The organism is Pseudomonas sp. HMSC066A08, assembly GCF_001813025.1.
GTDB lineage: Bacteria > Pseudomonadota > Gammaproteobacteria > Pseudomonadales > Pseudomonadaceae > Pseudomonas > Pseudomonas aeruginosa.
The window spans coordinates 60,481-85,280 of record NZ_KV811371.1 but is presented as its reverse complement, the minus strand read 5'-3'; the positions used below and the strand labels follow the sequence as shown (position 1 = coordinate 85,280).

The window sequence follows — 24,800 nt, the reverse complement described above, 5'->3', positions numbered from 1 at the left end:
GTAATTGGTGCAGAGCATGGTGATCGGAAGGGCCGGGCCATGGCCCTTCGTGTCATCGCTCCCGGACTCGACGCCCCGCGGCGGAGCATCTGCTCCGAGGAGCGCGTCAGCGCCCTTCACGAAGAGCATCGGGCCAGTCGACATAGAGGATCGTGTCGTAGAAATACAGCGAGTAATGGCGCAGGCGCAGTCGGGCTCCCGTAGCGATCCCGTCGATCGCGGCGACGATGTCCAGCAGGTCCTGCACATGGTGGTAACAGGTGATGGCCATGCGCGGCCGACACTCGTCGATCAGCCGCGCGGCCCCCCGCAGAACCCGTGCCTCATGGCCTTCCACATCCATTTTCAGCAAGGTCATGATATCGAGGACATCGTCGAGCCGCACGCATGGCACCTGCACGGTGCCGTCTATCTCGACCCTGCTTCCCATGGTGCCGTGGGCTGCGAATGCGAGATGACCGCCGGTATCGGACACCGCCTGGTTATGCAGATGGAGACCGACACTTCCAGCAAGTGACGCATGCATGAGCCGGTAATTCGCCGGATCGGGCTCGAAGGCATGGATCGAAGCATATTCATGACGAGCCGCCAGCATGAACTTCTTCACCGTATCGCCATCGTAAGCGCCGATATCCACGTAATGCTCGTCGCTTCGCAGGACGATCGGGTGCTCGGGGCCCCGGTACAGGGAAAAGTATTCCTGCTCTCCCGGACACAACACGTCCAGCAACGCAGCGCGGCTGCCGTCCAAACGCAGACGCATGATGGCTTCCAGGGTCTTCCGGCTTCGCTCGTCGGCCAGGCGCTCGCGCAGCGAGACGAACTCGGCGTGATGCTTCATCGCCAATTCGCGAGTCAGCGCGCCGGTCTGGTAGACCAAAGGAATATCCAGCAGGTAGAGAAGCGCGGGCAGATCGAGAGTGATGCATTGCGCAGTCTTCGCCAGATGCTCCAGCGCCAGCCAGGTAGGCAGCGAATAGGCACAATTCACCGCGGGTTTCCCTGCGTGGCATGGATCCTTCAACTGGGCGGTAGGAATCACCTGGTCGAAACCATCGGGAACGCTATTGCTGGCGAAAAGCACATCGTCCACAGCAATCAGGCGAACCCCAGGCAGACGCTGCGACAAACCGGCAACCACCTGTGAGCGGAACACCCCTCCTAGGTAGGAACTAGGCACCAGCACCAATAGATATCCACTCCGTTCGCATCGCGAAAGGAAGTCCGCCTGCGTCACCTCGTTTCCCACCACCATCGACAGCTCCCCGCTCATAGGATGCGCGCCCCATCAGGCATGAGTTCATCGTAAAAGGAGTAATTGGGCAGTTCCCGGGGAAGCCTGCCCGGCAACAACCATTCGCAGTGTCGCCCCACCCGGGTGTCGGCGAGCGCGACGCTGCCCGCACCCAGCGTGCTGCCCTGGCCGATCTCCACTCGCCGTCCCAACCGCACGCCAGCGAGCAGCGTGCTACAGGTTCCGACCCGGCAGTCCTCCTCCACCAGGACCTGCAGCTCCAGCCAACTGCCAGTGCCGATGCGGGCAGGACCGGCGAGCACGCAACCGGCGCCGACGAACACGTTGCCCAGCAGTCGCACGCCTTCGCCGACGATGGCCCGAGGCGAGACGATATCGAATAGCCGGTAGCCCGCCAGGCGGATATCCGCGATGAGCTTGTGGCGGGCGTAGTTCACCGCCCGCTCGTCCAGCGCTACGAATACTTCGCTTTCCGCAGCGGGATAGCGTTCGAGCAGAGGCGCAATATCGAAGTTGTGTCGATCCGCAGCATTCAGCTCCAGGACCCGGTGTTCCAGTCCCCGTTCCCGCGCGGTACTGTCCGCCCGTTCGAGCGCGCGCCCTTCCCCGACGATGATCGCCTGCTTCATGCCTTCTCCCCCAGTACCTGCGCGCGATACCACAGGTGCTGGCGCACCAGTTGCACCTCGTAGTCGCCGTGCATGAACGGCGGCGAATGTGCGCCCAGCCCCTCCTGGAGGCGTTCCAGGACCAGAGTGTCCTCGCCGATCACGTTACGCTCGCCGCGAATCAGGGTGCTCAGCAAAGCGCTGAAATCGGTCTTCGGATCCTTGCGCCGGGCAGTCATCATCCACAGGTGGTAGTCGGTCTCGCCGGGTGCCACCGGATCGTACTGCTGGAGCAGGAAGTGCTCGCCACGGACGCTGCAGAAGTTCACGTTCGGGTAGATGAACCAGTTGTAGTAGGCGTGCTCGTCGCCGTAGCCCTCGCAGAGGTCGGAGAACCAGCTCTTGTAGGGCTGGATCGGCGCCTTGGTGGGGAAGCTCAGCGAACGCAGCTCCGGCGTTTCGCCTTCCTGCAGCAGGCGCAGCACCTCGGACGGCACCGCAGCCTCGCGTACCAGACCGCGCACCGGGGCGGTCATCACCGGGAGGAAGGTCTTCGGATGGACGAAAGGAACGTGGTTGTAGTCCTTCACGTTCTCCATGTTCAGCTTCCAGTTGTAGCGCACCTTGTGGCAGCTGTAGATCAGCCGCGTATCCAGGTGCGAGGAGACCTCCCGCAAGGTTTCCAGGAATCCATCGTCGAACTGCTCGCGCAGCGGCAGCGGGTCGTCCGCCAGGTTGACGAACAGCAGTTGCCCCACCTCTTCCAGGTGCAGCTTGCGCAAGCCGATCCGCGCCCGTTCCTCGACACTGAATTGGTACAGACTGGAGTTCGGAATGCCCTGTAGCTGCCCCTCGGCGCCGAACGACCAGGCATGGTACGGGCAGACCAGCGGTCGCTGGCCGGTGCATTCGGTCTGGATCGCCGACAGACGATGCGGACACTGGTTGAGAAAGGCCCGGAGGCCGGACTCGGTACGCTGCACCACGACCGGCACGCCGGCGATCTTGCGGGTGAAGAACTGGTTGCGCTCGCGCACCATCGAACTGAAGCCGACGAAGATCCAGAGCCTGCCGAACAGCCTTTCGCGCTCCAGCGCGAGCGTCTGCGGCTCGGTGTAGTGCGCTGCGTCCAGCGCATGGCGAGTCATGTCCACATCCACAACCTTCACTTGCTGAAAATAACCCGGGCCGGATTGCCGACCACGGTCTGTCCGGCCGCCACATCCTTGAACACCACCGCGCCCATGCCCACCACGGCGTCTTCGCCGATGCTGACATCACGCGCGATCATCGCCCCGGAGTTGATCACCGCCCGGTCGCCCACCTTCACGTAGCCTGCCAGCAGGCAGCGCGGGCCGATGTGTACATAGTCGCCGATGACCACGTCGTGGCCGAGCATGGTTTGCTGGTCGATGAAACCGTAGGCGCCGATACGGCAGTCCACGCCGCTGCTCACGTCGTAGCCGAAGAAGGTCGGGCCGTAGCTGGTCCGCACGCCAAGGGTGCAGCGGGTGCGGATAGCGACGAACTCGGCGCCCTTCGCCAGCAGGCATGCGACCTGCTTCTGGCGACTGAGCGGATCCCCGACCGCGGCGACGAACAATTGGTCAGGCTCCGCGACGAAGCTCTCCGGATACCCGAGCCACGGATAGTAGAGCGACTCCGCGACCGCTTCGGGGCCACGCTCGTCGAGAAACCCGCCGATCACCCAGTCGATGCCGTGACTGTAGTCGACCTGCAGCTGGGCCAGCACCTGACGCCCCAACCCACCGGCGCCGAGGATGATGATCCTCTTCATTGCATCGTCCTCAACTGATGGTCAGGCCGCCGTCCATCACCAGGGTCGTGCCGGTCACCCAGCGGCTGGCATCGGAAAGCATGAAGATAGCGGCGTTGGCGATATCCTCGGGCTTGCCGAAGCCCAGCGGATAATTGTTGCGCTCGGTCTCCATGGAGCCCACGACCTGGGCCGTAGCTTCCAGCAGCGGTGTTTCCACCAGCGCCGGCGACAGGCAATTGACCCGGATCCGCCGTTTCACCACTTCCATGGCCAGGCAGCGGGACATGGCGATCAGAGCGACCTTGGTCCCCGAGTATGCCCCCACTCCGGCAACCCCGATGTGGGCGGCGATGGAAGCGATGAACAGGATCGAGCCGCCGGCCGCGATCAGGTTGCGCTTCAGCAGCGCCTGGGTAAGCAGCATCGGCGAGTCGACATTGATCGACTGAACCTCGCGCAGGTGCGCTTCGCTCATCATACGGACCGGACATAGACGGGAGATCCCCGCGCTATGCACTACCCCATGGATTTCGCCATCGAGCGCCGCGACCAAGGCGGCACGCTGCTCGGCGACCGTGAGATCGACCTGGATCGCCTGGTGCGACAAATCGGAAATCGCCTGCAACGCTTCCAGGCTGGCGCCCAGGCGCTGTGGGTCGCGACCGCTGACGATCAATTCGGCGCCCATCCGCGCGCAGCTCTGCGCGATGGCCAGACCCAGGCCGGAGCTGGCGCCGGTGACCAGGATCCGCCTGCCCGAGAGGCTGAAGGGATTGAAGGAAGTCTCGTCGTTCACTTGGCTGATTCCGCGTTCAAGGCACTCAGGATTCGATCAGGTCGGGGAACTTCGCCCCTTCGATATCCACCAGGCAGGTACCCCAGGACAGGCCGATACCGAAGCCGCAGAGCAACACGCGATTGCGGCCGGCCTCGAGTTCCCGGTTGAGCCGCGCGGTCATGGTCACCGGCAGCGAGGCGCCGCTGGTGTTGCCGAAGTCGCGCAGGGTCGAAGGCACCTTCTCTACCGGCAGGCCGAGCTTCTTGCGGATGGTCTCGTTGATCATCCGGTTGGCCTGGTGGAAAACGAAGTAGTCCACCTCGTCCTTGCTCGCACCGGCATAGTCGAGCAGCTTTTCCACCGCCGGCGGTACGCGCTGGGTGGAGAAGCTGAGCACGGCGGTGCCGTCGAGCTGCAGGTCGATGGCGCGGTGCCAATGGTCGTTCTCGTCCTCGCGGAACGGCATCAGGTGCTGCACGCCGACCGGCTCGCGATGGCCGCCCACCGGCAGGATGATGGCCTTGTAGCCGCTGCCGTCGCTGTTCAGGTCGAAGTGCATCGGCGGCGCGCCTTCGCAGAACTCCAGCGCCGTCGCGGTGCCCGCGTCAGAGAAGATCGGATCGTTGACACTGGCGCCGCGGTCGCCGACCAGCACAAGACCCTTCTTCACCCCGCCGGCGGCGATCAGCGAACCCAGCAGGTTGAGGGCGAACGGATAGGCCGAGCAACCCAGGTTGACGTCGAAGGCCACGGTGGAATGCGGCAGCCCCAGGCGGTCCTGGAGGATGATCGCGGTAGCCGGCGCCAGGTAGTCGGGAGACTGGGTCACGACGATCAGCGCATCGATCTCCTCGCGCTTCCATTCCAGGCTTTCCAGCAGGCGCTCGGCGGCGTCGAAGGCCAGGTCGGAGAAGCACTGCCACTCCTGCGCCATGCGCCGCGTCTCGATGCCGATGTTGCGCACCAGGCGTTCGCGCTCGGCGCGCAGCTGCGGCTTGCAGTCGGTCAGGTTGGAGATAACGCGCTTGGGGACGCAGGTCGCCATCCCGGCGAAACGGACGTTCTTCAGCGTGGAGGTGGCCATGATCAGAGTCCGAGCATCTGGTAGAGGTCGCCCACCGTGCGGGCCTTGATCAGGTCTTCGCCGGTGATGGTCTTGCCGTATTCCATGTCGAACATGACGATGACCCCGAGCGCGGCCAGCGAGTCCCATTCCGGCAGGTCTTCGAGCTGGGTGTCCATGCTGACCTCGACGGGATTCTGGAAATCGGTGGCGGAAAGGAAGTCTTCGATGAATTTTGCTTGGCTCATTTCTTGTCTACCTGAGTGAGGCGGTTGTTCATTCTGTTATCGGTCGCGACGGGCTCAACTTGATGCTCGCCGCCGCGGCATGGCGGCGGAAGCGATCAGGCCGGCGACGAACTCGACGTCCGCGGCGGCCAGCCCGGGATAGATCGGCAGGCACAGCACCCGCGAGGAAATCGACCGCGCCACCGGAAGATTGGCGGGCGCCGCCGAGGGCAACGAATGGTACATGGGGAAGTCGCTGATGAGTGGGTAGAAGTAGCGCCGCACCAGCACATCCCTGTCGCGCAGGCGCTGGTACAGCTCGTCGCGCGAAAGCGGAAAATCGTCTTCCACCAGGATCGGGAAATAGGCGTTGTTGGCGAAGGTCTGGGTACCAGGCCGGAGGCACTGGATGCCGGGGACGCCGGACAGCAGCAGCCGATAGCGCTCGGCGATCTCCCTGCGCTGCTCCAGGGCCTGGTCGACGTGCTTGAGTTGCAGCAGCCCGAAGGCAGCACCGACTTCGTTGAGCTTGCCGTTGATACCCGGCATGACCACCGTGACCTCGTCGACGAAGCCGAAATTCTTAAGGTGGTTGAGGCGTTGCCGGGTGTTTTCATCCGAGCAGATGATCGCACCGCCCTCGAAGGTGTTGAACACCTTGGTGGCATGGAAGCTGAGGATGCTCAGGTCGCCGTGGCGCAGCACGCTGCCGCCGGCGTCGCGCACGGCGAAGGCATGCGCGGCGTCGTAGATGACCTTCAGGTGGTGGATATCGGCGATCCGCTGGATCGCCTCGACATCGCAGGGATTGCCGTAGCAATGCACCGGCAGGATCGCGGTGGTCTGCGGGGTGATCGCCGCCTCGATCCGCGACGGATCGAGATTCATGGAGTCCTGATCGATGTCCACGAAGATCGGCTTGAGCCCGTTCCACAGCAACGCGTGGCTGGTGGCGACGAAGGAGTACGGCGTGGTGATCACCTCGCCGGTCACCCGCAATGCCTGCAGCGCGGTGATGAGCGCCAGGGTGGCGTTGGCGAAGAGCACGATGTGCTTCACCCCCAGGTATTCACACAGGGCCTCTTCCAACGCATGGTGCATGTCGCCCCCGTTGGTCAGGAAACGGCTCTCCCAGATCTTTTCCAGGTAGGGGATGAACTCTTCCAGGGGCGGCAGAAGCGGGCTGGTGACCGGGATCGTCTTGTTGTTCATGTAGGGCCCTGATGAATGGATACTCAGGCGAGTAAAGGGCGAAAAACCCGAGCCCGCCACTCCATGCAAGGCCCGTACCCAGAGAGCCTGATGCAGGTCAAAGCCCCTGGTCGCGCGGCCCCTGGCTGTTCCACAGGCGCTGCGGCGCGAATCGGCAGTCAAACTTCTGACAAATTCTCCCGTGTTTCCGTAGACCTTGCGGGACATACCGTCCAGCGACACAGGTCCAGTCCCTGCGAACGAAAAGGCCCATGACGGAGTCATGGGCCCTGTTCCACAGAGGGACTGTCACTTCAGGTAGTTGAACAGGCTCAACCCCTGGATCTTCACGTAGCTCTGCTGCGCGGCATCCATGATGGTGGACTGCAACGACAGCCGCGACAGCGCCTCGGCGTAGTCCAGGTCCTGGATCTGCGACATCACCGAGGCATTCACCAGCTTCACATCGTCGATGAAAGTCTCGGTGCTTTCCACGGTATTCAGGCGTGCGCCGATCTTGCCCTGGCCGCCATCCACGGCGGCAGCCACGGCGGAGAGGTTGGTCAGGGCCACCGCCGTCGCATCGCGGATGGCGTCGTTGCCGGCCTGGTTGTCGGTGGAGCTTTCCAGAGCCTTGCGCAGGTCCGACACCACGTTCAGCAGGCTGCGCTTCTCGCTGCCCGGCTTGTAGTTGACGTTGAACTCGTCGCCCGCCTTCGGCGTGCCATCGATAGTCACGCTGACGCCGGCGTAGAGCACCTTGTCGATGGTCTTCGGGTCGTCGTCGATGGCGCCCTTGGACAATTGCCAGGCCGGCGGCGAATTCGGATCGTAGGTGGTCCAGTCATAGCCCGGAGGCAGGCTCTTCGGATCGTAGACCACGTACTCCTTGTCGCTGACGAAGTGGATGTTGAAGCCGTCGGTTGCCGCAGGCGGATTGCTCGCCGGGAACTGGCTGTCGAAGGCCAGCTCGTCCTCGACCAGGCCGACCGAGATGCGACCATCGCCGGTATTGCCAACCGCCGCCTTGGTATCGAGACGAGCGGCGTTGACGATGTCCTCGAACAGCACCTTGCCGCTGTCGCTGACCGGAATCCGCGTGCTGCTGGCGATCTGCACCTCGCGCTGGCTCTCGTCGCCCATGTAGCTGTAGGTGCCGTCCTCGTTGCGCACGAACGGTTGCACGGACCCCTGCGAACCGGAGAACAGGTACTTGCCGCTGGCATCCCGGCTGTTGAGCAGGTTCAGCAACTCGTCCTCGCGCTGGCGCAGTTCGCTGGCCAGCGCCTTCTTGTCGTTGGAGTCCAGCGCGCCGTCGCCGGCCTGGCCAGCGATCTCGCGGATGCGCTGGAGGACGTTGCCGACCGAACGGAGGATGGTTTCTTCCTGGCTCAGGCTGTTCTTCGCCTCGGTCATGCCGGTCTTGTACTGCTCGTTCAACCCCTGCTCCTGGTCCAGGCGCAACAGGCGTACCGAACCGACCGGGTCGTCCGCCGGGGTCAGGATGCGCTTACCGGTGCTGATCTGCTCGAAGGTACGGTTCAGGTCCGCGTAGTTGCGGGAAATCCCGTTGACCGAGTTGTTGAAGGCCTGGATGGTGGAAATGCGCATGGTGGCGGTCTCGCTGGCTTAGGCCCCGTCGAGAGAACTCAACGGAACGCTCCAATCAGGGTATCGAACAGAGTGCGGGCAACTTGAATCACCTGGGCCGAGGCACTGTAGTACTGCTGGAACTGGATCAGGTTGGCCGCCTCTTCGTCGAGGCTCACGCCGGACAGCGAGTCGCGGCTGTCCTGGGCCTGCTTCAGCACCGTGGCGCTGGCCTCGCTGCTGGCGCGCACCTGGGCGGTCAGGGTGCCGACCCGCTCGACCAGGCCACCGTAGGCTTCGTTATAGGTGGAACCGGTGCTATCGGTACCGCCGACCGTCGGCTTGGTCTGCAGGGCCAGCAGCTCGAGGGCATTGCGGTTGTCGGAAATGCCCTTGTCATTGAAACCGACCTTGAAGCTGTCGGAGTTCTGCGGTACGCCGCTGAGCTCGAATTCGTAGCTGTACTTCTGCCCGCTCGGGTCGGTGAACGCCATGCGCACGGTATTGGTATTGCCGCTGGTCAGCGTGGGGCTACCGGTCAGGGCGTTGCCGTCCTTGTCGACATAGCTCCAGCCGGCCGGCAGCGGCGAGGACAGGGTGTAGCTCTTGCCGTCGGCGCTGAGCGTAGCGGCAAGGCTGATGCCGTTGGGACCGAAGGCGTTCTGCAGGACCGCCGGGTCCACCGGCGACGGGCCGCCGGTAAGGGTCGGCGCGCCGATCTTGCCGGTGCCGCGGTTGTCGGTATTCGACTCGGCCCGCGCGGTACCGGCGAAGGCTAGCTGCGAGGCGTTCTTCAGCGTCGCCTCGATGTCCGCCGCGCCGCGCCGGGTCGGCTGCAGAGTGAAGCGGTCGCCGGCGTCGGGGAGCTTGTCCAGGGTCACGTTGAAACCCTGGTCGACGCCGTTGGCATCCTTGAACGACAGGGTGTACGGGCCGCTGCCGCTGACCGTGACCTGCATGTTCGCATCGTCGCCCAGACGCCGCGCGGTGAAGTTGGTGCCATCGAAGTCCAGGCGGAAATCGCTGGAGTTGAGCTTGCTGGTATCGGTGATGTTCAGATTGGCGTGGACATTGCCGGTGTTGCCGTTCTTCGCCAGTACCCGCAGAGCGGTGATGTCCGGGTCGTTGATATCGCCGAACAGGTTGGCGCCGGCCTTGCCGGCCAGGTCTAGCCCCTTACCCAGTTGCTTGTTGATGGTGTCGGCGAGGGTGATCGCCAACTGCCCGAGCTTGTTGTAGCTGCTGTCCAGGGCGCTGTTGCGGTAGGCCAGCAGGCCACCCATCTCGCCGCCGGACACCAGATCGGTGACGTTCTGGATGGAGTTGCCGTTGCTCAGTTGCACCTGGAACCGGCTCGGGTCGTCCAGCCCCGGCACCACGCTCAGGGTCGACACGGTATTGCCCACCACCAGCGGCTGGCCACTGCCGATGAACAGGCTGACGCTGTTGTCGTCCTGGGTCACCGCGGTCACCCCGATCATCTCGGACAGCTTGCGCACGGCCTCGTCGCGGGCATCCAGCAGGTCATTGGGCACCGCCCCCGCCGACTTGGCCTTGGCGATCGCGTCGTTGTAGCTGGCCACGCTCTGCGATAGGTGATTGACCTGCGAGGCCAACGCGCCCAACTGCTGGTTGATCAGGCTGTTCTGCTTGTCCAGTTGGTCGTAGAGGGTGTTGAAGGTCTTGCCCAGCCCCTCGGCCTGCGCCAACACCGCCTCGCGCGCCTCGGTCGAGGACGGGTTGTTCGCCGCGGTCTGCAGTGCGGCGAAGAAGCGCTGCATGGCCGGGCTGACGCCGGTGGTGGTGTTGGACAACAGGCCGTCGAGCTGCTCGATCTGGCTACGGAATGCGCTCAACTCGCTGTTCTGGCTGGTGGCATTGCGCAACTGGCCGGTGAGGAAGTCGCTGGCCAGCCGGCGCACGTCGACGATCTGGCTGCCCGAGCCCATGTAGCCGGCGCCGCTGAACTGCGGGATCTGGGTCTGCTGGATGGCGGACTGGCGACTGTACCCGGGGGTCTTGACGTTGGTGATGTTGTGCCCGGTGACGGTCAGCCAGGTCTGGCTGGTGCCGAGGCCGGACAGGCCTATCGAGAGTAGGTCGGACATGGGTCAGTTCCTCCTTGCTCAACCCAGAGGCGGCGTGCCGGCGGCGGCGACGGCCTGGTAGGTCTGCATCTGTCTGGCGATCTGCGCCACCTTGCGGGCGTACTGCGGATCGGTGGCGTAGCCGGCGCGCTGCAGTTCCTGCATGAAGCGCTCGGGGTTGGCGGCGCTGTCCAGGGCGTTCTGGTAGCGGTCGTTGCCCTGGAGGAAGCTGACGTAGTCGTGGAAGCTCTGCTCGAACGACGAGTAGGAGCGGAACGCCGCGACTTCCTTGACCGCCTTGCCGCCTTCGTATTCGGTGGTGAGGGCGCGCGCCGAGGCACCATCCCAGCGGCTGCCGGTCTTGATGCCGAACAGGTTGTGGCTGCTGGCGCCGTCCTGCTGGCGGATGATCGATTTGCCCCAGCCGGTTTCCAGTGCGGCCTGGGCCACCAGGTAGCGGGCATCGACGCCGATCCGCTCGGCAGCCTTCTGCGCCATCGGCAGCATGGTGGCGACGAACGCGTCGGCCGAGGCGAACATCGACTTGCCCCTGGCCAGCGGCGGCTGGGCGAGGCGCCGGCTGCCCTGGCTGTCGACGCCGTCGGTGGAGAAGCCGCGGCGGCTGGCCGCCGGGTAGCTCTGCGCCGGCAGGTAATTGTCCTGGCCAAGCCCCTGGGCCAGGCTGGCGGCCGGCGAGGCGGAGGGAACGATGCCGGCAAGCATGCGCTCGGCCAGCTTGCCCGGCAGCGCCAGGCGCCGCTGGTTGAGCAGCTTCGAGTCGTCGCGGCCGGCTTCCGGCATCGGCAGGGCCTTGCCGGTCTGCGCATTGGGGTTGCTCGGCCAACGGCCGGCGCCGTTCTCGGCGACCCGGGCGAACGGGTTCTCGCCGTTGCCCCTGGAGCCTTGCTTCATCTTCGACAACTGGCGCACCAGCACATCGGCCAGGCCGATGCCGCCGGCATTCTTCGACAGGCTCACCGACAGCTGCTGGTCGTACATGTCCTGGTACTGCTTGGTGGTCTGGCTGTTCATGAAATTGCCGTCGCCCAGCGCTTCGTTGGCCGAACGCATGGACTTGAGCATCTCGTTGAGGAACAGCGATTCGAATTCCTGGGCGACCTTGCGGATGTTCGCCTCGCCGTCGCGGTCCTTGCCGACCTTGAGCTGGTTGAGGCGGTTGAGATCGGTATAGGAGCCGCTGTCGGGGCCTGCGCCGATACCGCTGAGCAAACGGGAATCCATGGCGTCGTCCTCAGATCACGATCAGGTCGGCCTGCAACGCGCCGGCCTGCTTCAGGGCTTCGAGGATCGCCATCAGGTCGCTCGGCGCGGCGCCGACCTGGTTCACCGCGCGGACGATGTCGTCCAGGGTGGTGCCGGGGCCGAACTTGAACATCGGCTTGGTCTCCTCCTCGGCATTCACCCGCGAGCGTGGCACCACGGCGGTCTGACCGTTGGAGAAGGCACCGGGCTGGCTGACGATGGGGTCCTCGGTGATGCTCACGGTCAGGCTGCCGTGGGTGACGGCGGCCGGCGATACCTTGACGTTCTGGCCGATGACGATGGTGCCGGTGCGCGAATTGATGATGACCTTGGCCACCGCCTCGCCCGGCTGCACGTCGAGGTTCTCCAGGATCGACAGGTAGTCGACCCGCTGGTTCGGGTCGAGCGGCGCGCTGACCCGCACCGAGCCGCCGTCCACCGCATGGGCGACGCCCGGGCCGAGCAGTTCGTTGATGCGGTCGACGATGCGCTTGGCGGTGGTGAAGTCCGGGCGGTTGAGGTTCAGCGTCAGGCTGTTGCCCTGGTCGAAGCCGCTCGGCACCGCGCGTTCGACCGTGGCGCCGGCCGGGATACGTCCGGCGGACGGGACGTTGACGGTGATCTTCGAGCCGTCGCGGCCTTCGGCGTCGAAGCCGCCGACCACCAGGTTGCCCTGGGCGACCGCGTAGACCTGGCCGTCGATACCTTTCAGCGGAGTCATCAGCAGGCTGCCGCCGCGCAGGCTCTTGGCGTTGCCGATGGACGACACGGTGACGTCGATCGGCTGGCCCGGCTTGGCGAACGGCGGCAGGTCGGCATGCACCGATACCGCGGCGACGTTCTTCAACTGCACGTTGCCGACGTTGGCCGGCACCTTGATGCCGAACTGCGCCAGCATGTTGTTGAAGGTCTGCAGGGTGAACGGTGTCTGTGTGGTCTGATCGCCGCTGCCGCTCAGGCCGACCACCAGGCCATAGCCGATCAACTGGTTGGTCCGCACGCCCTGGATGCTGGCGATATCCTTCAACCGCTCGGCCTGGGCCGCGCCGGCGGCCAGGAGCAGCGCGGCGAGGGCCAGCAGGTGCTTGAACTTGGTCATCGCGAGCGTCCTCAGAACGGCCACAGCGGGCTGAGGAAGAAGCGGTCCAGCCAGCCCGGCTGACTGGCATCGGCGAAGGCGCCGGTGCCGGAATAGGTGATCCGGGCGTCGGCCACGCGGGTCGAGGACACGGTGTTGTCGGTGGCGATATCGTCGGCGCGGACCAGGCCGGCGATGCGCACCAGCTCGTTGCCGGTGTTCAGGGTCATCCACTTCTCCCCGCGCACGGAGAGGATGCCGTTGGGCAGCACCTCGGCCACGGTCACGGTGATCGAGCCGGTCAGGCTGTTGCTCTGCCCCGCCTGGCTGTCGCCCTTGGCGTCGCGCGAGCCGCCGTATTCGGCGCTGAGGCTGAGGTCGCCGCCGCCGATCGGGTTGTTGGTGGTCATGCCGCTGCCGAACAGCGAGGTCAGCCCCATCTTGGTCTTGCTGTCCTTCTGGATATCGGAGTTGGCTTTCTTGCTCGCCTGGGTCTTCTCGTTGAGGGTGATGGTGATGATGTCGCCCACGCGGAAGGCCTTGCGGTCGTCGTAGAGGTTCTGCTCGAAACCGGCCTGGTAGATCGCGCCGTTGTTCTGCGCGGCGGGCAACGGGGTGCGCGGCAGCACCGGCGCGTAGTACGGATCGTTCGGCTTCGGCGGTGGATTGACGCAACCGCCCAGGGCGGTGGCGATGCCAAGCAGGGAGACGATCATCAGCCGGTTCATATCAAGCTACCTCGCGGCGTACAGCCAGGGCCCGGTCAGGGCCCGTCAAAGATTCTGGGTGACGAAGGACAACATCTGGTCGGCGGTGGAGATGACCTTGGAGTTCATCTCGTAGGCGCGCTGGGTGGTGATCATGTTCACCAACTCCTCGACCACGTTGACGTTGGAGTTTTCCAGGGTGTTCTGGGCAACCGTGCCGAGGCCGTTGAGACCCGGCGTACCGACCTGCGGCGCGCCGCTGGAGCCGGTTTCCAGGAACAGGTTGTTGCCGATGGCCTGCAGGCCGGCCGGGTTGATGAAGTCGGCGGTCTGGATGTTGCCGATCACCTGCGGCTGGGCGTTGCCGGTGGTGGTCACCGAGACGGTGCCGTCCTGGCCGACGGTGAAGGTCTGGGTCTCGTTGGGCACCACGATCGCCGGCTCCAGGGCGAAGCCGTTGGAGGTGACGATCTGCCCGTCGGAGTTCAGGTGGAAGCTGCCGTCGCGGGTGTAGGAGACGGTGCCATCCGGCAGCAGGACCTGGAAGAAGCCACGCCCGTTGACCGCCATGTCCAGCGGCTGCTCGGTGGTCTGCAGGCTGCCCGGGGTGAAGATCTTCTGGGTGCCGACGACGCGCACACCGGTACCCAGCTGCAAGCCCGAAGGCAGCTCGCTGTCCTGGGTCGACTGGCCGCCCGGCTGGCGCCGGATCTGGTACAGCAGGTCCTGGAACTCCGCGCGGTCGCGCTTGAAGCCGGTGGTGGATACGTTGGCCAGGTTGTTGGAAATGGTGGTCAGGTTCATGTCCTGGGCGGACAGACCGGTCTTGCTGACCCACAGTGCCGATAACATCGTCGTGCTCCTCGGGTGCCGGTTTTATGGCACCACGCTCAAGTGATTAGCTGATTTGCAAAACCCGCGCCATGGCCGCCGAATCATCCTCGGCGGTGCGCATCATCTTCACGTGCAGCTCGAATTGACGGGACAGCGAGAGGATCGCGGTCATCTCTTCCACCGCGTTCACGTTGCTGCTTTCCAGGAAACCGGAAACCACCTTCACGTTGGCGTCGGCCAGCGGCGCCTGCTCGCCCGGCTGCGGCTTGTAGTGCAGCAGGCCGTCGGTACCCTTCTCCATCTGCTTCAGGTTCGGGTTGACCAGCTTGATCCGGTCCACCACGGCGACCACGTTGGGGTTCTCGCCAAGGGCGCGGATGCTGATGGTGCCGTCCTGGCCGATCTCCACCTTTTCCTCCGGCGGCACGGCGATCGGTCCGCCGTTGCCGAGCACCGGCAAGCCGTCGCCGGTGCGCAGCATGCCGAGGGCGTCGATATGCATGCCGGCGGTACGCACGTAGGCCTCGCTGCCATCCGGCGCCTGGACCGCGACGAAGCCGTCGCCGTCGATGGCGATGTCCAGCTCGTTGCCGGTTTCCTGGAGGCTGCCATGGCTGAAATCGGTACCGGGCCGCTCGCTCATGGCGAATACCCGCGCCGGGAAGCTGTCGCCGAACACCTGCATCGAACGCGCCTGCTCGAAGTCGCGACGAAAGCCGCTGGTCGAGATGTTCGCCAGGTTGTTGGCATGAGCGCGCATCGCCAGGGTGTTCTGGCTGGCCCCGCTCATGGAGACGTACAGCATCTTGTCCATCGAATCCTCCAGGCACCGGCACAATCCGCCGGGCTTTCTTGCAGGTTATCCAGCAAGCGTCGTGCCAGAATTCGAAAAAACAATTAATACATTGATTTAAAAGGGTTTTATAAAACAGAAAGCCTCCTTTCGGAGGCTTCGGGGGCAACCCCTGGCCGCGGGGTTGCCGCTGGCGGCAAGGGACTTGCCGGTGCCCGGACGGCACCGGCTCGCCGTCATCAGCGCAGGTTGATGATGGTCTGGGTCACCGCATCCTCGGTCTGGATGGTCTTGGCATTGGCCTGGTAGTTGCGCTGGTGGACGATGAGGTTCACCAGTTCGTTGGAGATGTCCACGTTGGACGCTTCCAGCGCGCCGGATTGCAGCGCTCCCAGGGTGCCCGAGCGCGGCGCGCCGACCGCCGGCTCGCCGGACTCCGCGGACTGCACCCAGGAGGTCTTGCCGATCGGCGTCAGGCCCTGGATGTTGGCGAAGTTGGCCAGCACCACCTGGCCCTGCACCTTGGACTGGCCATTGGTGTAGCGGGCGAAGATCACCCCGGTGTCATCGATTTCCAGTCCCGCCAGCTTGCCCGTGGTGTAGCCGTCCTGGATCGGGTTGCTCTGGGTGAATGCGGTCGAATACTGAGTGGTCTTGCGCATGTCGAAGGTGATGCCGCTGTCTGAGCCGGTGGCTCCGTTCCACGCGTAGGTCGGCGGGGTCTTGCCGTCGGAGGCCGCCGGGATCCAGCCGGAGCCCGGGGTCGGCGGATTGCCGGTGGCCGCGCTGAACTGGATCACGTTGGTGGTCGCGTCGATGCTGAAGCCCGGCCCACTGGTGCTGCCGTCCGGCGCCCGTACCGAGGTCATCTGACCGCTGGCGTCGAAGGTGACGTTGAAGCTCATCGGCGTCTTGTTCGACGGGTCGAGCGGGTTCACCCCGTCGATCAGCACCTTCATGGTCCAGCTGTTTTCCGGAATCGGCGGGGTCGCGTTCGGGTCCGGCTGGTTCTTGATGAAGAACTGGCTCATGGTGTGGGCATTGCCCTGGCTGTCGTAGATGCCCAGCGAGGACGACGAGGTGTAGGTGGCGGCGTCGCTCGGATCGAACGGGGTGACGGTCGGCGGCTTCTTGGTCGAGTCCAGGTTATAGGACTGCTGGATGCTCGAAGTGGCCTTCGGCGCCTGGTTGGCCTGCTCGACCTTGAGATCGGAGACCACGCCGTTCTGCAACTGGCCGTTCGGCCCGACGGCGTAGCCCTGCAGGCGGTAGCCGTTGTTGTCGACGATGTAGTCCTGCTTGTCGAGATTGAAATAGCCGGCGCGGGTATAGCTGATCGCCCCGTTGTTGCTGGTGACGAAGAAGCCGTTGCCGTTGATCGCCAGGTCCAGCACGCTGTTGGTCGAGTCGATGTTGCCCTGCTTGAACATCTGCGAGATATCCGAGAGCAGCACGCCGCTGCCCTGCGGGTTGCTGCCCGAGCCAAGGACCGAGGCCGCATAGACGTCGGCGAATTCCGCGCGCGACTGCTTGAAACCCACGGTACCGGCGTTGGCGATGTTGTTGCCGGTGACGTTCAGGCCGCTGGAGGCCGCCTGGATGCCACTCAGGCCGATGTTGAAACTCATGGATAGCTCCTTGCCGGAAACGCCGGCTTACTGGCCGATGATCTGTACTTTGGACAGGGGAATGCTGCCCAGGCCGGCGAGGTTGAGCATCAGCTCGCCGCCGTTCTGCCCCAGGGTGACGCTGTCGACGTTGGCCGGCAGGTAGGTCTGGAGCCCGTAGGTCTTGCCGTCGATCGAGGTCTGCGCCTCGAACTTGTAGGTGCCCGGCGGCATCACCTTGCCGCTGCTGTCCTTGCCGTCCCACATGAAGCTGACGCTGCCGGCGGACTGCTGGCCGAGGTTGATGCGGTTCACCACCGTGCCCTTGTCGTCGTAGACGTTGACCCAGACATTGCTGCTGGAGACCGGCAGGTTGAGGGAGGCCTTGAAGGTCTCCTTGGTGTCCACCACCGCCTTGTCGGTCGCCACGATGACCTTGCGCCCCACCAGCGACGAGGCCTGCAACGCCTGCGACGACTGGTAGTTGGAGAGGATGCTCTCCATGCTCTTGTTCAGCGACTGCACGCCCTCCACGGTGCTGAACTGCGCCAGCTGGGCGATGAACTCGCCGTTCTGCTGCGGCGACATCGGGTCCTGGTTCTTCAACTGGGCGACCAGCAGCTTGAGGAACTCGTCCTTGCCCAGGTTGCCGCTACCCTTGACGCTCTGCCCGGTATCGGTGGCGCCGCTGCCTTTGGCAGGGCCGGTGCCGCTGACGTTATCGATGCTCATGCTCTACTCCGCTCACTGACCCAGGGTCAGGACCTTCTGCATCATCTGTTTGGCGGTATTCATCATTTCCGCGTTGGTCTGGAAGGCACGGCTGGCGGAAATCATGTCGGCCATTTCCTCGACCACGTTCACATTGGGGTAATACACGTAGCCGTTGGCATCCGCGGCCGGATGGTTCGGCTCGTAGCGCGGCATCAGCGAACTCTGGTCCTCGACGATGCCCAGCACCTGCACGCCGGCGCCGGAGCTGTCCTGGTCGGCGAACAGCGAGCCGCTGTCGCCCTGGGCCTGCTGGAACAGGGTGGAGAACACCGGATGGCGGGCGCGGTAGGTCTTGTCGACGCTGGAGGAAACCGTCTCGGCGTTGGCGATGTTGCTGGCCACGGTGTTCAGGCGGGTGCTCTGGGCGCTCATGCCGCTACCGGCAATGTTGAAGACACTGGCGAGGGACATGGCGGTTACTCTCCACGCAGGGCGCTGACCAGCCCTTTGAATTTGCTGTTGAGGAAGGTGAAGGACGCCTGGAAGTGCATGGCGTTCTCGGCGTAGTTGGCCTGCTCGATCTGGGCGTCGACGGTGTTCTGGTCGATCGACGGCTGGACCGGGATGCGGTACTGCAGGCTGCCCTCGCCCATGCCGAAACCTTCGGCGGCGATATGCCGCTCGTTGGTGGTGCGGGTGGCGAAGGTACCCTTGGCGGCCTTGTCCTTCTGCTCGGCGAGAACCGCGCCGAAGTCCAGGTCGCGAGCCTTGTAGTTCGGGGTATCGGCGTTGGCCAGGTTGTTGGCCAGCACTTCGGCGCGCTGGGCGCGGAAGCTGAGGGCTTGCTGGTGGATACCGAGTGCTCTGTCGAAACTGATGCTCATGGCTGCGAACCTGTTTGCCGGTGTGGCTTTCGTCGCCAACACTTGAGCAAGGCCCGTGCCAAATTATTAAAAACCTTTATATTCAATAACTTGAGTTTATTTCAGGGCAACCCGGAAGCGGCAAGCGGCAAGCCGTTTCCGCTTGCCGGCAAGGGCGGCAAGCCCCTGGAGCGGCTTCTTCGGCAAACGAAAAAGGCCCGATATCGTCGATATCGGGCCTTTCCCATGCTTCCGGCCGCAGGGGACTCGGCTCACTCGTGGCGAATGATCCGCTCGAGATCCACCGGTTCGCCGGGATGGGCATGCAACTTGGCGCGAATGTCCTCGAACATCGCATCGTATTCCTTGTGCACCCGGGTGATCGCGCCGAACTTCGGGTGCAGGCCGTGCTTCTGGGCGACCCGCGTGGCATCGCTGGCGAAGTTGAAGGCGGTATCGCGCGGCAGCTCGAAGGAGTCGCTGAACGACTTGCCGTCGATCTCGCCGTCCATGTCGAAGTGCACATAGGCGCCGGATTCGGCGTTCTGCCGCACCTCGTAGCGGATATGGATGTTGATGTCCTGCTGGTCGAGGCCGGGCAGGCTGACCAGATGGAGGTGGCCTGGTTCGAACATGACGAATCTCCTGGTGGGAACCGGAATCAGTCTAGCCAGGGACGAGCGAAAGAAAACCGCCCTGGATCAGTGCAACGTCGCTTTTTCCGCGCGTTCCTGAATGACCACCCAGGGCGCCACCACCACCGCCCAGAGGGTCGGGTCGCGTTCGAGGAAGTCCTTGGCCGCATCCTCCCCGACCTTGCTCAGGCCGCCGCCGGAAAGCCAGGCGGCGACCTTCTCGCGGTCGTCCCCGGCCAGGGCCTCGGCGACTTCCACCAGGTCCAGAGCGGCATCGACCTGGAGCAAGGCGCCACGGGCGAAGAACGGTTGCAGCTCGGCCCAGGAAATGACCGCGGTCTCGCCGAGCAGCTTGGCATAGAGGGTGCTAGTTTGTTCTGTCATGGGATCTACCTGGATTGCATGGGCGCCATGATAACGCCCGCCGGTAGCCCACGACAGCCGAAGGGAAACCGGGCCCAGGGAGGTGAGGCAGGCCCGCGCCGTTTTTCTATACGTTTATGTCAACCAGGCGACACGACTCACGGGAGCTCGCCGTGCCGTGCTTTTCAAGCGACGAAGCGCCGCTCTACACTGTACCGGTACAGTTCCCGGGGTCCGTCCATGACGATCACCCGGTCTCCTCCGGCCCCCGCGGCCGCGAGACTACAACAATGACAACACACAAGAAGAGTGGAGCACTATGAAGAAGGGTACTCAGCGTCTATCCCGCCTGTTCGCCGCGATGGCCATTGCCGGGTTCGCCAGCTACTCCATGGCCGCCGACACCATCAAGATCGCCCTGGCTGGCCCGGTCACCGGTCCGGTAGCCCAGTATGGCGACATGCAGCGCGCCGGTGCGCTGATGGCAATCGAACAGATCAACAAGGCAGGCGGCGTGAACGGCGCGCAACTCGAAGGCGTGATCTACGACGACGCCTGCGATCCCAAGCAGGCCGTGGCGGTCGCCAACAAGGTGGTCAACGACGGCGTCAAGTTCGTGGTCGGCCATGTCTGCTCCAGCTCCACCCAACCCGCCACCGACATCTACGAAGACGAAGGCGTGCTGATGATCACTCCGTCGGCCACCGCTCCGGAAATCACCTCGCGCGGCTACAAGCTGATCTTCCGCACCATCGGCCTGGACAACATGCAGGGCCCGGTGGCCGGCAAGTTCATCGCCGAACGCTACAAGGACAAGACCATCGCGGTACTGCACGACAAGCAGCAGTACGGCGAAGGCATCGCCAGCGAAGTGAAGAAGACCCTGGAAAGCGCCGGCGTCAAGGTCGCCGTCTACGAAGGCCTGAACGCTGGCGACAAGGACTTCAACGCACTGATCAGCAAGCTGAAGAAAGCCGGCGTGCAGTTCGTCTACTTCGGCGGCTACCACCCGGAAATGGGTCTGCTGCTGCGCCAGGCCAAGCAGGCCGGGCTGGACGCGCGCTTCATGGGCCCGGAAGGGGTCGGCAACAGCGAGATCACCGCGATCGCCGGGGACGCCTCGGAAGGCATGCTGGCGACCCTGCCGCGCGCCTTCGAGCAGGATCCCAAGAACAAGGCCCTGATCGACGCCTTCAAGGCGAAGAACCAGGATCCGAGCGGCATCTTCGTCCTGCCTGCCTACTCCGCGGTCACCGTGATCGCCAAGGGCATCGAGAAAGCCGGCGAGGCCGATCCGGAGAAGGTCGCCGAGGCCCTGCGCGCCAACACCTTCGAGACTCCCACCGGGAACCTCGGGTTCGACGAGAAGGGCGACCTGAAGAACTTCGACTTCACCGTCTACGAGTGGCACAAGGACGCCACCCGGACCGAAGTCAAGTAAGCATCGTTGCAGTACAAGGCCCACGTCACCCACCGTGGGCTTTGTTTTAGTACCCGCATGATTCCGCGAGCGGCGGCCCGGCAAGGGCGGGCGAAGACCGGCAGCGTTCACTCCTGGTGGACGGGAGCACGGCTTTCCCCTGCCTCCCGCCGGCCCGCCGCGCGCCGGATCGTGACGGGTCTCAGCAGCGTTCCGGCCCCACACCCGCGAGCCGAACGTCTACCTGCCGTACAACGGCGGGCGTTTAGCGAGAGAGTCCCATGCCCGAGATTTATCATTACCTACAACAATTGGTTAACGGCCTGACCGTCGGCAGCACCTATGCGCTGATCGCGATCGGCTACACCATGGTCTACGGCATCATCGGCATGATCAACTTCGCCCACGGCGAGGTGTACATGATCGGCTCGTACATCGCCTTCATCGCCATCACCCTGCTGGCGATGATGGGGCTGGACAGCGTTCCGCTGATGATGCTCGCCGCGTTCGCCGCCAGCATCATCGTCACCAGTGCCTTCGGCTACAGCATCGAGCGGGTCGCCTACCGCCCGTTGCGCGGCGGCAACCGCCTGATCCCGCTGATCTCCGCGATCGGCATGTCGATCTTCCTGCAGAACGCCGTGATGCTCTCGCAGGACTCCAAGGAAAAAGCCATCCCGACCCTGCTGCCCGGCAACTTCGTGCTCGGCGAAAGCAGCATGAACGGCGTGGTGATCTCCTATATGCAGATCCTGATCTTCGTCGTCACCTTCCTAGTGATGTTCGGCCTCACCCTGTTCATCTCCCGCTCCCGCCTGGGCCGCGCCTGCCGCGCCTGCGCCGAGGACCTGAAGATGACCAACCTGCTGGGCATCAACAGCAACAACATCATCGCCCTCACCTTCGTCATCGGCGCCGCCCTGGCCGCCGTCGCCGCGGTGCTGCTGGGCATGCAGTACGGCGTGATCAACCCCGGGATCGGCTTCCTCGCCGGGATCAAGGCGTTCACCGCCGCGGTACTCGGCGGCATCGGCAGCATCCCCGGGGCCATGCTCGGCGGCCTGCTGCTGGGCGTCGCCGAAGCGTTCGGCGCGGATGTATTCGGCGACCAGTACAAGGACGTGGTGGCCTTCGGCCTGCTGATCCTGGTGCTGCTGTTCCGACCTACCGGCATCCTCGGTCGTCCGGAGGTGGAAAAAGTATGAGCCAGTCTCTCAAGCGCGCTCTGTTCAGCGCCCTCCTCGTCATCCTGGTGTCCTATCCGATCCTCGGCCTGAAGCTGCGCACCGTCGGCATCAAGCTCGAGGTCCTCGGCGCCGACGCGCAGACCCTCTGGACCATCGCCGCGGCCGCCCTGGCCATGTTCGTCTGGCAACTGTTCCGCGATCGCATCCCGCTCAAGCTGGGTCGCAGCGTCGGCTACAAGGTCAACGGCAGCGGCCTGAAGAACTTCCTCAGCCTGCCGTCGACCCAGCGCTGGGCGGTACTCGCCCTGGTCGTGGTGGCTTTCGTCTGGCCGTTCTTCGCCTCGCGCGGGGCGGTGGACATCGCCACCCTGATCCTGATCTACGTGATGCTCGGCATCGGCCTGAACATCGTGGTCGGCCTGGCCGGCCTGCTCGATCTCGGCTACGTCGGCTTCTACGCGGTGGGTGCCTACACCTACGCGCTGCTCGCCGAGTACGCCGGGTTCGGCTTCTGGACCGCCCTGCCGATCGCCGGGATGATGGCCGCGCTGTTCGGCTTCCTCCTCGGCTTCCCGGTGCTGCGCCTGCGCGGCGACTACCTGGCGATCGTGACCCTCGGCTTCGGCGAGATCATCCGCATCCTGCTGCGCAACATGACCGAGATCACCGGCGGCCCCAACGGCATCGGCTCGATCCCCAAGCCGACCCTGTTCGGCCTGACCTTCGAACGCCGCGCACCGGAAGGCATGCAGACCTTCCACGAATTCTTCGGCATCGCCTACAACACCAACTACAAGGTCATCCTGCTCTACGTGGTGGCCCTGCTGCTGGTGCTGCTGGCCCTGTTCGTGATCAACCGGCTGATGCGCATGCCGATCGGTCGCGCCTGGGAAGCGCTGCGCGAGGACGAAGTGGCCTGCCGCGCTCTCGGTCTCAACCCGACCATCGTCAAGCTCTCCGCCTTCACCATCGGCGCCAGCTTCGCCGGTTTCGCCGGCAGCTTCTTCGCCGCCCGCCAGGGCCTGGTGACGCCTGAGTCCTTCACCTTCATCGAGTCGGCGATGATCCTTGCGATCGTCGTGCTCGGCGGTATGGGTTCGCAGCTCGGCGTGATCCTCGCCGCGGTGGTGATGGTGCTGCTCCAGGAAATGCGCGGGTTCAACGAATACCGCATGCTGATCTTCGGCCTGACCATGATCGTGATGATGATCTGGCGTCCCCAGGGACTGCTGCCGATGCAACGCCCGCACCTGGAGCTGAAGCCATGAGCCGACCGATTCTCGAAGTGAGCGGCCTGACCATGCGCTTCGGCGGCCTGCTGGCCGTCAACGGCGTCAACCTGAAGGTCGAGGAAAAGCAGGTGGTCTCGATGATCGGCCCGAACGGCGCCGGCAAGACCACCGTATTCAACTGCCTGACCGGCTTCTACCAGCCCACCGGCGGCCTGATCCGCCTCGATGGCGAGGAGATCCAGGGCCTGCCCGGTCACAAGATCGCTCGCAAGGGCGTGGTGAGGACGTTCCAGAACGTCCGCCTGTTCAAGGAAATGACCGCGGTGGAGAACCTGCTGGTCGCCCAGCACCGCCACCTCAACACCAACTTCCTCGCCGGCCTGTTCAAGACCCCGGCGTTCCGCCGCAGCGAGCGCGAGGCCATGGAGTACGCCGCGCACTGGCTGGAGGAAGTCAACCTTACCGAGTTCGCCAACCGCAGCGCCGGCACCCTCGCCTACGGCCAGCAGCGACGCCTGGAGATCGCCCGCTGCATGATGACCCGCCCGCGGATCCTCATGCTCGACGAGCCGGCCGCCGGCCTCAACCCGAAGGAGACCGACGACCTCAAGGCGCTGATCGCCAAGCTGCGCAGCGAGCACAACGTGACGGTATTGCTGATCGAGCACGACATGAAGCTGGTGATGAGCATTTCCGACCATATCGTGGTGATCAACCAGGGCGCCCCCCTGGCCGACGGGACGCCGGAGCAGATCCGCGACAACCCGGACGTGATCAAGGCTTATCTGGGGGAAGCGTGAGCATGCTGAGTTTCGACAAGGTTTCCACCTACTACGGCAAGATCCAGGCGCTGCACGACGTCAGCGTGGAAGTGAAGAAGGGCGAGATCGTCACCCTGATCGGCGCCAACGGCGCCGGCAAGTCGACCCTGCTGATGACGCTCTGCGGCTCGCCGCAGGCGGCCAGCGGCAGCATCCGCTACGAAGGCGAGGAACTGGTCGGCCTGCCCTCCTCCACCATCATGCGCAAGAGCATCGCGGTGGTCCCGGAAGGCCGCCGGGTATTCTCCCGCCTGACGGTGGAAGAAAACCTGGCGATGGGCGGCTTCTTCACCGACAAGGACGACTACCAGGTGCAGATGGACAAGGTGCTGGAACTCTTCCCGCGCCTGAAGGAACGCTACGAACAGCGCGCCGGGACCATGTCCGGCGGCGAACAGCAGATGCTCGCCATCGGCCGCGCGCTGATGAGCAAGCCAAAGCTGTTGCTGCTGGACGAACCTTCGCTCGGCCTGGCGCCGATCATCATCCAGCAGATCTTCGAGATCATCGAGCAGCTGCGTCGCGAAGGCGTCACCGTGTTCCTCGTCGAGCAGAACGCCAACCAGGCGTTGAAGCTCGCCGATCGCGCCTACGTGCTGGAGAACGGCCGGATCGTCATGCACGACACCGGCGCCGCCCTGCTGACCAACCCGAAGGTGCGCGACGCCTACCTCGGCGGCTGAGCACCGTCCCGCCGGAGACTT

Annotated in this window: 26 protein-coding genes; 5 read left to right on the top strand and 21 right to left on the bottom strand. The window is 64.4% G+C overall.

Annotated elements, in window-relative coordinates:
* Positions 1–106 precede the first annotated feature (106 nt).
* The 21 genes from HMPREF2886_RS28885 to HMPREF2886_RS28785 form a co-directional block, all read right to left on the bottom strand.
* A complete protein-coding gene (locus HMPREF2886_RS28885) occupies positions 107–1,273 on the bottom strand; it encodes an FkbM family methyltransferase (RefSeq protein WP_083318636.1) in 1,167 nt (388 codons plus the stop codon).
* Entirely contained in the window at positions 1,270–1,884 is a 615-nt protein-coding gene (locus tag HMPREF2886_RS28880) for an LbetaH domain-containing protein (protein ID WP_070748849.1), read from the bottom strand. Before HMPREF2886_RS28880 ends, HMPREF2886_RS28885 begins: the two co-directional genes overlap by 4 nt.
* Positions 1,881–3,011 carry an aromatic ring-hydroxylating oxygenase subunit alpha gene (locus HMPREF2886_RS28875; RefSeq protein WP_033969348.1) on the bottom strand — a complete coding sequence of 377 codons (1,131 nt, stop codon included), beginning with the start codon at positions 3,009–3,011 and terminating at the stop codon, positions 1,881–1,883. Before HMPREF2886_RS28875 ends, HMPREF2886_RS28880 begins: the two co-directional genes overlap by 4 nt.
* Positions 3,012–3,028: 17 nt before the next feature.
* Complete coding sequence (locus HMPREF2886_RS28870; RefSeq protein WP_003120609.1) at positions 3,029–3,661, bottom strand: acetyltransferase; 633 nt, start codon at positions 3,659–3,661, stop codon at positions 3,029–3,031.
* Between the two features lie 10 nt (positions 3,662–3,671).
* Positions 3,672–4,439 carry an SDR family NAD(P)-dependent oxidoreductase gene (locus HMPREF2886_RS28865; RefSeq protein WP_070748847.1) on the bottom strand — a complete coding sequence of 256 codons (768 nt, stop codon included), beginning with the start codon at positions 4,437–4,439 and terminating at the stop codon, positions 3,672–3,674.
* A 25-nt stretch (positions 4,440–4,464) separates the two neighbouring features.
* Complete coding sequence (locus tag HMPREF2886_RS28860) at positions 4,465–5,505, bottom strand: ketoacyl-ACP synthase III (protein ID WP_033969351.1); 1,041 nt, start codon at positions 5,503–5,505, stop codon at positions 4,465–4,467.
* Between the two features lie 2 nt (positions 5,506–5,507).
* Positions 5,508–5,732: an acyl carrier protein gene (locus tag HMPREF2886_RS28855; protein WP_003086419.1), complete on the bottom strand. Its 225-nt coding sequence runs from the start codon at positions 5,730–5,732 to the stop codon at positions 5,508–5,510.
* A gap of 54 nt (positions 5,733–5,786) precedes the next feature.
* Positions 5,787–6,923, bottom strand: coding sequence for a DegT/DnrJ/EryC1/StrS family aminotransferase (locus HMPREF2886_RS28850; protein ID WP_033976638.1), 1,137 nt, complete (start codon positions 6,921–6,923; stop codon positions 5,787–5,789).
* 288 nt (positions 6,924–7,211) lie between these two features.
* A complete protein-coding gene (flgL, locus tag HMPREF2886_RS28845) occupies positions 7,212–8,513 on the bottom strand; it encodes a flagellar hook-associated protein FlgL (RefSeq protein ID WP_033969356.1) in 1,302 nt (433 codons plus the stop codon).
* A 38-nt stretch (positions 8,514–8,551) separates the two neighbouring features.
* Positions 8,552–10,600 carry a flagellar hook-associated protein FlgK gene (gene flgK, locus HMPREF2886_RS28840; protein WP_033969358.1) on the bottom strand — a complete coding sequence of 683 codons (2,049 nt, stop codon included), beginning with the start codon at positions 10,598–10,600 and terminating at the stop codon, positions 8,552–8,554.
* 18 nt (positions 10,601–10,618) lie between these two features.
* Positions 10,619–11,821, bottom strand: a complete 1,203-nt coding sequence (flgJ, locus tag HMPREF2886_RS28835; RefSeq protein ID WP_070748845.1) for a flagellar assembly peptidoglycan hydrolase FlgJ — start codon at positions 11,819–11,821, stop codon at positions 10,619–10,621.
* 10 nt (positions 11,822–11,831) lie between these two features.
* Positions 11,832–12,941 (bottom strand): flagellar basal body P-ring protein FlgI, encoded by a 1,110-nt coding sequence (locus HMPREF2886_RS28830; protein ID WP_003082169.1) that lies wholly within the window; start codon positions 12,939–12,941, stop codon positions 11,832–11,834.
* An 11-nt stretch (positions 12,942–12,952) separates the two neighbouring features.
* Entirely contained in the window at positions 12,953–13,648 is a 696-nt protein-coding gene (flgH, locus tag HMPREF2886_RS28825) for a flagellar basal body L-ring protein FlgH (protein WP_003082166.1), read from the bottom strand.
* A gap of 45 nt (positions 13,649–13,693) precedes the next feature.
* Positions 13,694–14,479, bottom strand: a complete 786-nt coding sequence (gene flgG / locus HMPREF2886_RS28820) for a flagellar basal-body rod protein FlgG (protein ID WP_003082164.1) — start codon at positions 14,477–14,479, stop codon at positions 13,694–13,696.
* Between the two features lie 46 nt (positions 14,480–14,525).
* Positions 14,526–15,275, bottom strand: a complete 750-nt coding sequence (flgF, locus tag HMPREF2886_RS28815) for a flagellar basal-body rod protein FlgF (RefSeq protein WP_003082159.1) — start codon at positions 15,273–15,275, stop codon at positions 14,526–14,528.
* A 218-nt stretch (positions 15,276–15,493) separates the two neighbouring features.
* Positions 15,494–16,882 carry a flagellar hook protein FlgE gene (flgE, locus tag HMPREF2886_RS28810; protein WP_058016932.1) on the bottom strand — a complete coding sequence of 463 codons (1,389 nt, stop codon included), beginning with the start codon at positions 16,880–16,882 and terminating at the stop codon, positions 15,494–15,496.
* A 27-nt stretch (positions 16,883–16,909) separates the two neighbouring features.
* A complete protein-coding gene (gene flgD, locus HMPREF2886_RS28805) occupies positions 16,910–17,593 on the bottom strand; it encodes a flagellar hook assembly protein FlgD (protein WP_033969364.1) in 684 nt (227 codons plus the stop codon).
* A 12-nt stretch (positions 17,594–17,605) separates the two neighbouring features.
* The gene (flgC, locus tag HMPREF2886_RS28800; RefSeq protein ID WP_033969366.1) at positions 17,606–18,046 is read right to left on the bottom strand and encodes a flagellar basal body rod protein FlgC; all 441 of its coding nucleotides are present in this window, start codon (positions 18,044–18,046) and stop codon (positions 17,606–17,608) included.
* Between the two features lie 5 nt (positions 18,047–18,051).
* Entirely contained in the window at positions 18,052–18,459 is a 408-nt protein-coding gene (gene flgB, locus HMPREF2886_RS28795; protein ID WP_033969368.1) for a flagellar basal body rod protein FlgB, read from the bottom strand.
* 251 nt (positions 18,460–18,710) lie between these two features.
* Positions 18,711–19,073 (bottom strand): DUF5064 family protein, encoded by a 363-nt coding sequence (locus HMPREF2886_RS28790; protein ID WP_003111391.1) that lies wholly within the window; start codon positions 19,071–19,073, stop codon positions 18,711–18,713.
* A gap of 66 nt (positions 19,074–19,139) precedes the next feature.
* Positions 19,140–19,457 carry a DUF2288 domain-containing protein gene (locus HMPREF2886_RS28785; protein ID WP_003086400.1) on the bottom strand — a complete coding sequence of 106 codons (318 nt, stop codon included), beginning with the start codon at positions 19,455–19,457 and terminating at the stop codon, positions 19,140–19,142.
* Between the two features lie 298 nt (positions 19,458–19,755).
* On the opposite strand from HMPREF2886_RS28785, the gene HMPREF2886_RS28780 reads away from it, so the two are divergent.
* From HMPREF2886_RS28780 to HMPREF2886_RS28760, 5 genes are all read left to right on the top strand, one after another.
* A complete protein-coding gene (locus tag HMPREF2886_RS28780) occupies positions 19,756–20,877 on the top strand; it encodes a branched-chain amino acid ABC transporter substrate-binding protein (RefSeq protein ID WP_033969371.1) in 1,122 nt (373 codons plus the stop codon).
* A gap of 260 nt (positions 20,878–21,137) precedes the next feature.
* Positions 21,138–22,061 (top strand): high-affinity branched-chain amino acid ABC transporter permease LivH, encoded by a 924-nt coding sequence (gene livH / locus HMPREF2886_RS28775; protein WP_024915109.1) that lies wholly within the window; start codon positions 21,138–21,140, stop codon positions 22,059–22,061.
* Complete coding sequence (locus HMPREF2886_RS28770) at positions 22,058–23,311, top strand: high-affinity branched-chain amino acid ABC transporter permease LivM (protein WP_070748843.1); 1,254 nt, start codon at positions 22,058–22,060, stop codon at positions 23,309–23,311. Before livH ends, HMPREF2886_RS28770 begins: the two co-directional genes overlap by 4 nt.
* The gene (gene livG / locus HMPREF2886_RS28765; protein ID WP_003082125.1) at positions 23,308–24,075 is read left to right on the top strand and encodes a high-affinity branched-chain amino acid ABC transporter ATP-binding protein LivG; all 768 of its coding nucleotides are present in this window, start codon (positions 23,308–23,310) and stop codon (positions 24,073–24,075) included. Before HMPREF2886_RS28770 ends, livG begins: the two co-directional genes overlap by 4 nt.
* A gap of 2 nt (positions 24,076–24,077) precedes the next feature.
* Positions 24,078–24,779 (top strand): ABC transporter ATP-binding protein, encoded by a 702-nt coding sequence (locus tag HMPREF2886_RS28760; protein WP_003086389.1) that lies wholly within the window; start codon positions 24,078–24,080, stop codon positions 24,777–24,779.
* The last annotated feature ends 21 nt before the right edge of the window (positions 24,780–24,800 follow it).

What these genes read in the sequence shown, in the direction of transcription:
- HMPREF2886_RS28885 (WP_083318636.1), bottom strand. Translation starts at nt 1,273, where the DNA reads ATGAGCGGGGAGCTGTCGATGGTGGTGGGAAACGAGGTGACGCAGGCG.
- HMPREF2886_RS28880 (WP_070748849.1), bottom strand. Translation starts at nt 1,884, where the DNA reads ATGAAGCAGGCGATCATCGTCGGGGAAGGGCGCGCGCTCGAACGGGCG.
- HMPREF2886_RS28875 (WP_033969348.1), bottom strand. Translation starts at nt 3,011, where the DNA reads ATGACTCGCCATGCGCTGGACGCAGCGCACTACACCGAGCCGCAGACG.
- HMPREF2886_RS28870 (WP_003120609.1), bottom strand. Translation starts at nt 3,661, where the DNA reads ATGAAGAGGATCATCATCCTCGGCGCCGGTGGGTTGGGGCGTCAGGTG.
- HMPREF2886_RS28860 (WP_033969351.1), bottom strand. Translation starts at nt 5,505, where the DNA reads ATGGCCACCTCCACGCTGAAGAACGTCCGTTTCGCCGGGATGGCGACC.
- HMPREF2886_RS28855 (WP_003086419.1), bottom strand. Translation starts at nt 5,732, where the DNA reads ATGAGCCAAGCAAAATTCATCGAAGACTTCCTTTCCGCCACCGATTTC.
- HMPREF2886_RS28850 (WP_033976638.1), bottom strand. Translation starts at nt 6,923, where the DNA reads ATGAACAACAAGACGATCCCGGTCACCAGCCCGCTTCTGCCGCCCCTG.
- flgL (WP_033969356.1), bottom strand. Translation starts at nt 8,513, where the DNA reads ATGCGCATTTCCACCATCCAGGCCTTCAACAACTCGGTCAACGGGATT.
- flgK (WP_033969358.1), bottom strand. Translation starts at nt 10,600, where the DNA reads ATGTCCGACCTACTCTCGATAGGCCTGTCCGGCCTCGGCACCAGCCAG.
- flgJ (WP_070748845.1), bottom strand. Translation starts at nt 11,821, where the DNA reads ATGGATTCCCGTTTGCTCAGCGGTATCGGCGCAGGCCCCGACAGCGGC.
- HMPREF2886_RS28830 (WP_003082169.1), bottom strand. Translation starts at nt 12,941, where the DNA reads ATGACCAAGTTCAAGCACCTGCTGGCCCTCGCCGCGCTGCTCCTGGCC.
- flgH (WP_003082166.1), bottom strand. Translation starts at nt 13,648, where the DNA reads ATGAACCGGCTGATGATCGTCTCCCTGCTTGGCATCGCCACCGCCCTG.
- flgG (WP_003082164.1), bottom strand. Translation starts at nt 14,479, where the DNA reads ATGTTATCGGCACTGTGGGTCAGCAAGACCGGTCTGTCCGCCCAGGAC.
- flgF (WP_003082159.1), bottom strand. Translation starts at nt 15,275, where the DNA reads ATGGACAAGATGCTGTACGTCTCCATGAGCGGGGCCAGCCAGAACACC.
- flgE (WP_058016932.1), bottom strand. Translation starts at nt 16,882, where the DNA reads ATGAGTTTCAACATCGGCCTGAGTGGCATCCAGGCGGCCTCCAGCGGC.
- flgD (WP_033969364.1), bottom strand. Translation starts at nt 17,593, where the DNA reads ATGAGCATCGATAACGTCAGCGGCACCGGCCCTGCCAAAGGCAGCGGC.
- flgC (WP_033969366.1), bottom strand. Translation starts at nt 18,046, where the DNA reads ATGTCCCTCGCCAGTGTCTTCAACATTGCCGGTAGCGGCATGAGCGCC.
- flgB (WP_033969368.1), bottom strand. Translation starts at nt 18,459, where the DNA reads ATGAGCATCAGTTTCGACAGAGCACTCGGTATCCACCAGCAAGCCCTC.
- HMPREF2886_RS28790 (WP_003111391.1), bottom strand. Translation starts at nt 19,073, where the DNA reads ATGTTCGAACCAGGCCACCTCCATCTGGTCAGCCTGCCCGGCCTCGAC.
- HMPREF2886_RS28785 (WP_003086400.1), bottom strand. Translation starts at nt 19,457, where the DNA reads ATGACAGAACAAACTAGCACCCTCTATGCCAAGCTGCTCGGCGAGACC.
- HMPREF2886_RS28780 (WP_033969371.1), top strand. Translation starts at nt 19,756, where the DNA reads ATGAAGAAGGGTACTCAGCGTCTATCCCGCCTGTTCGCCGCGATGGCC.
- livH (WP_024915109.1), top strand. Translation starts at nt 21,138, where the DNA reads ATGCCCGAGATTTATCATTACCTACAACAATTGGTTAACGGCCTGACC.
- HMPREF2886_RS28770 (WP_070748843.1), top strand. Translation starts at nt 22,058, where the DNA reads ATGAGCCAGTCTCTCAAGCGCGCTCTGTTCAGCGCCCTCCTCGTCATC.
- livG (WP_003082125.1), top strand. Translation starts at nt 23,308, where the DNA reads ATGAGCCGACCGATTCTCGAAGTGAGCGGCCTGACCATGCGCTTCGGC.
- HMPREF2886_RS28760 (WP_003086389.1), top strand. Translation starts at nt 24,078, where the DNA reads ATGCTGAGTTTCGACAAGGTTTCCACCTACTACGGCAAGATCCAGGCG.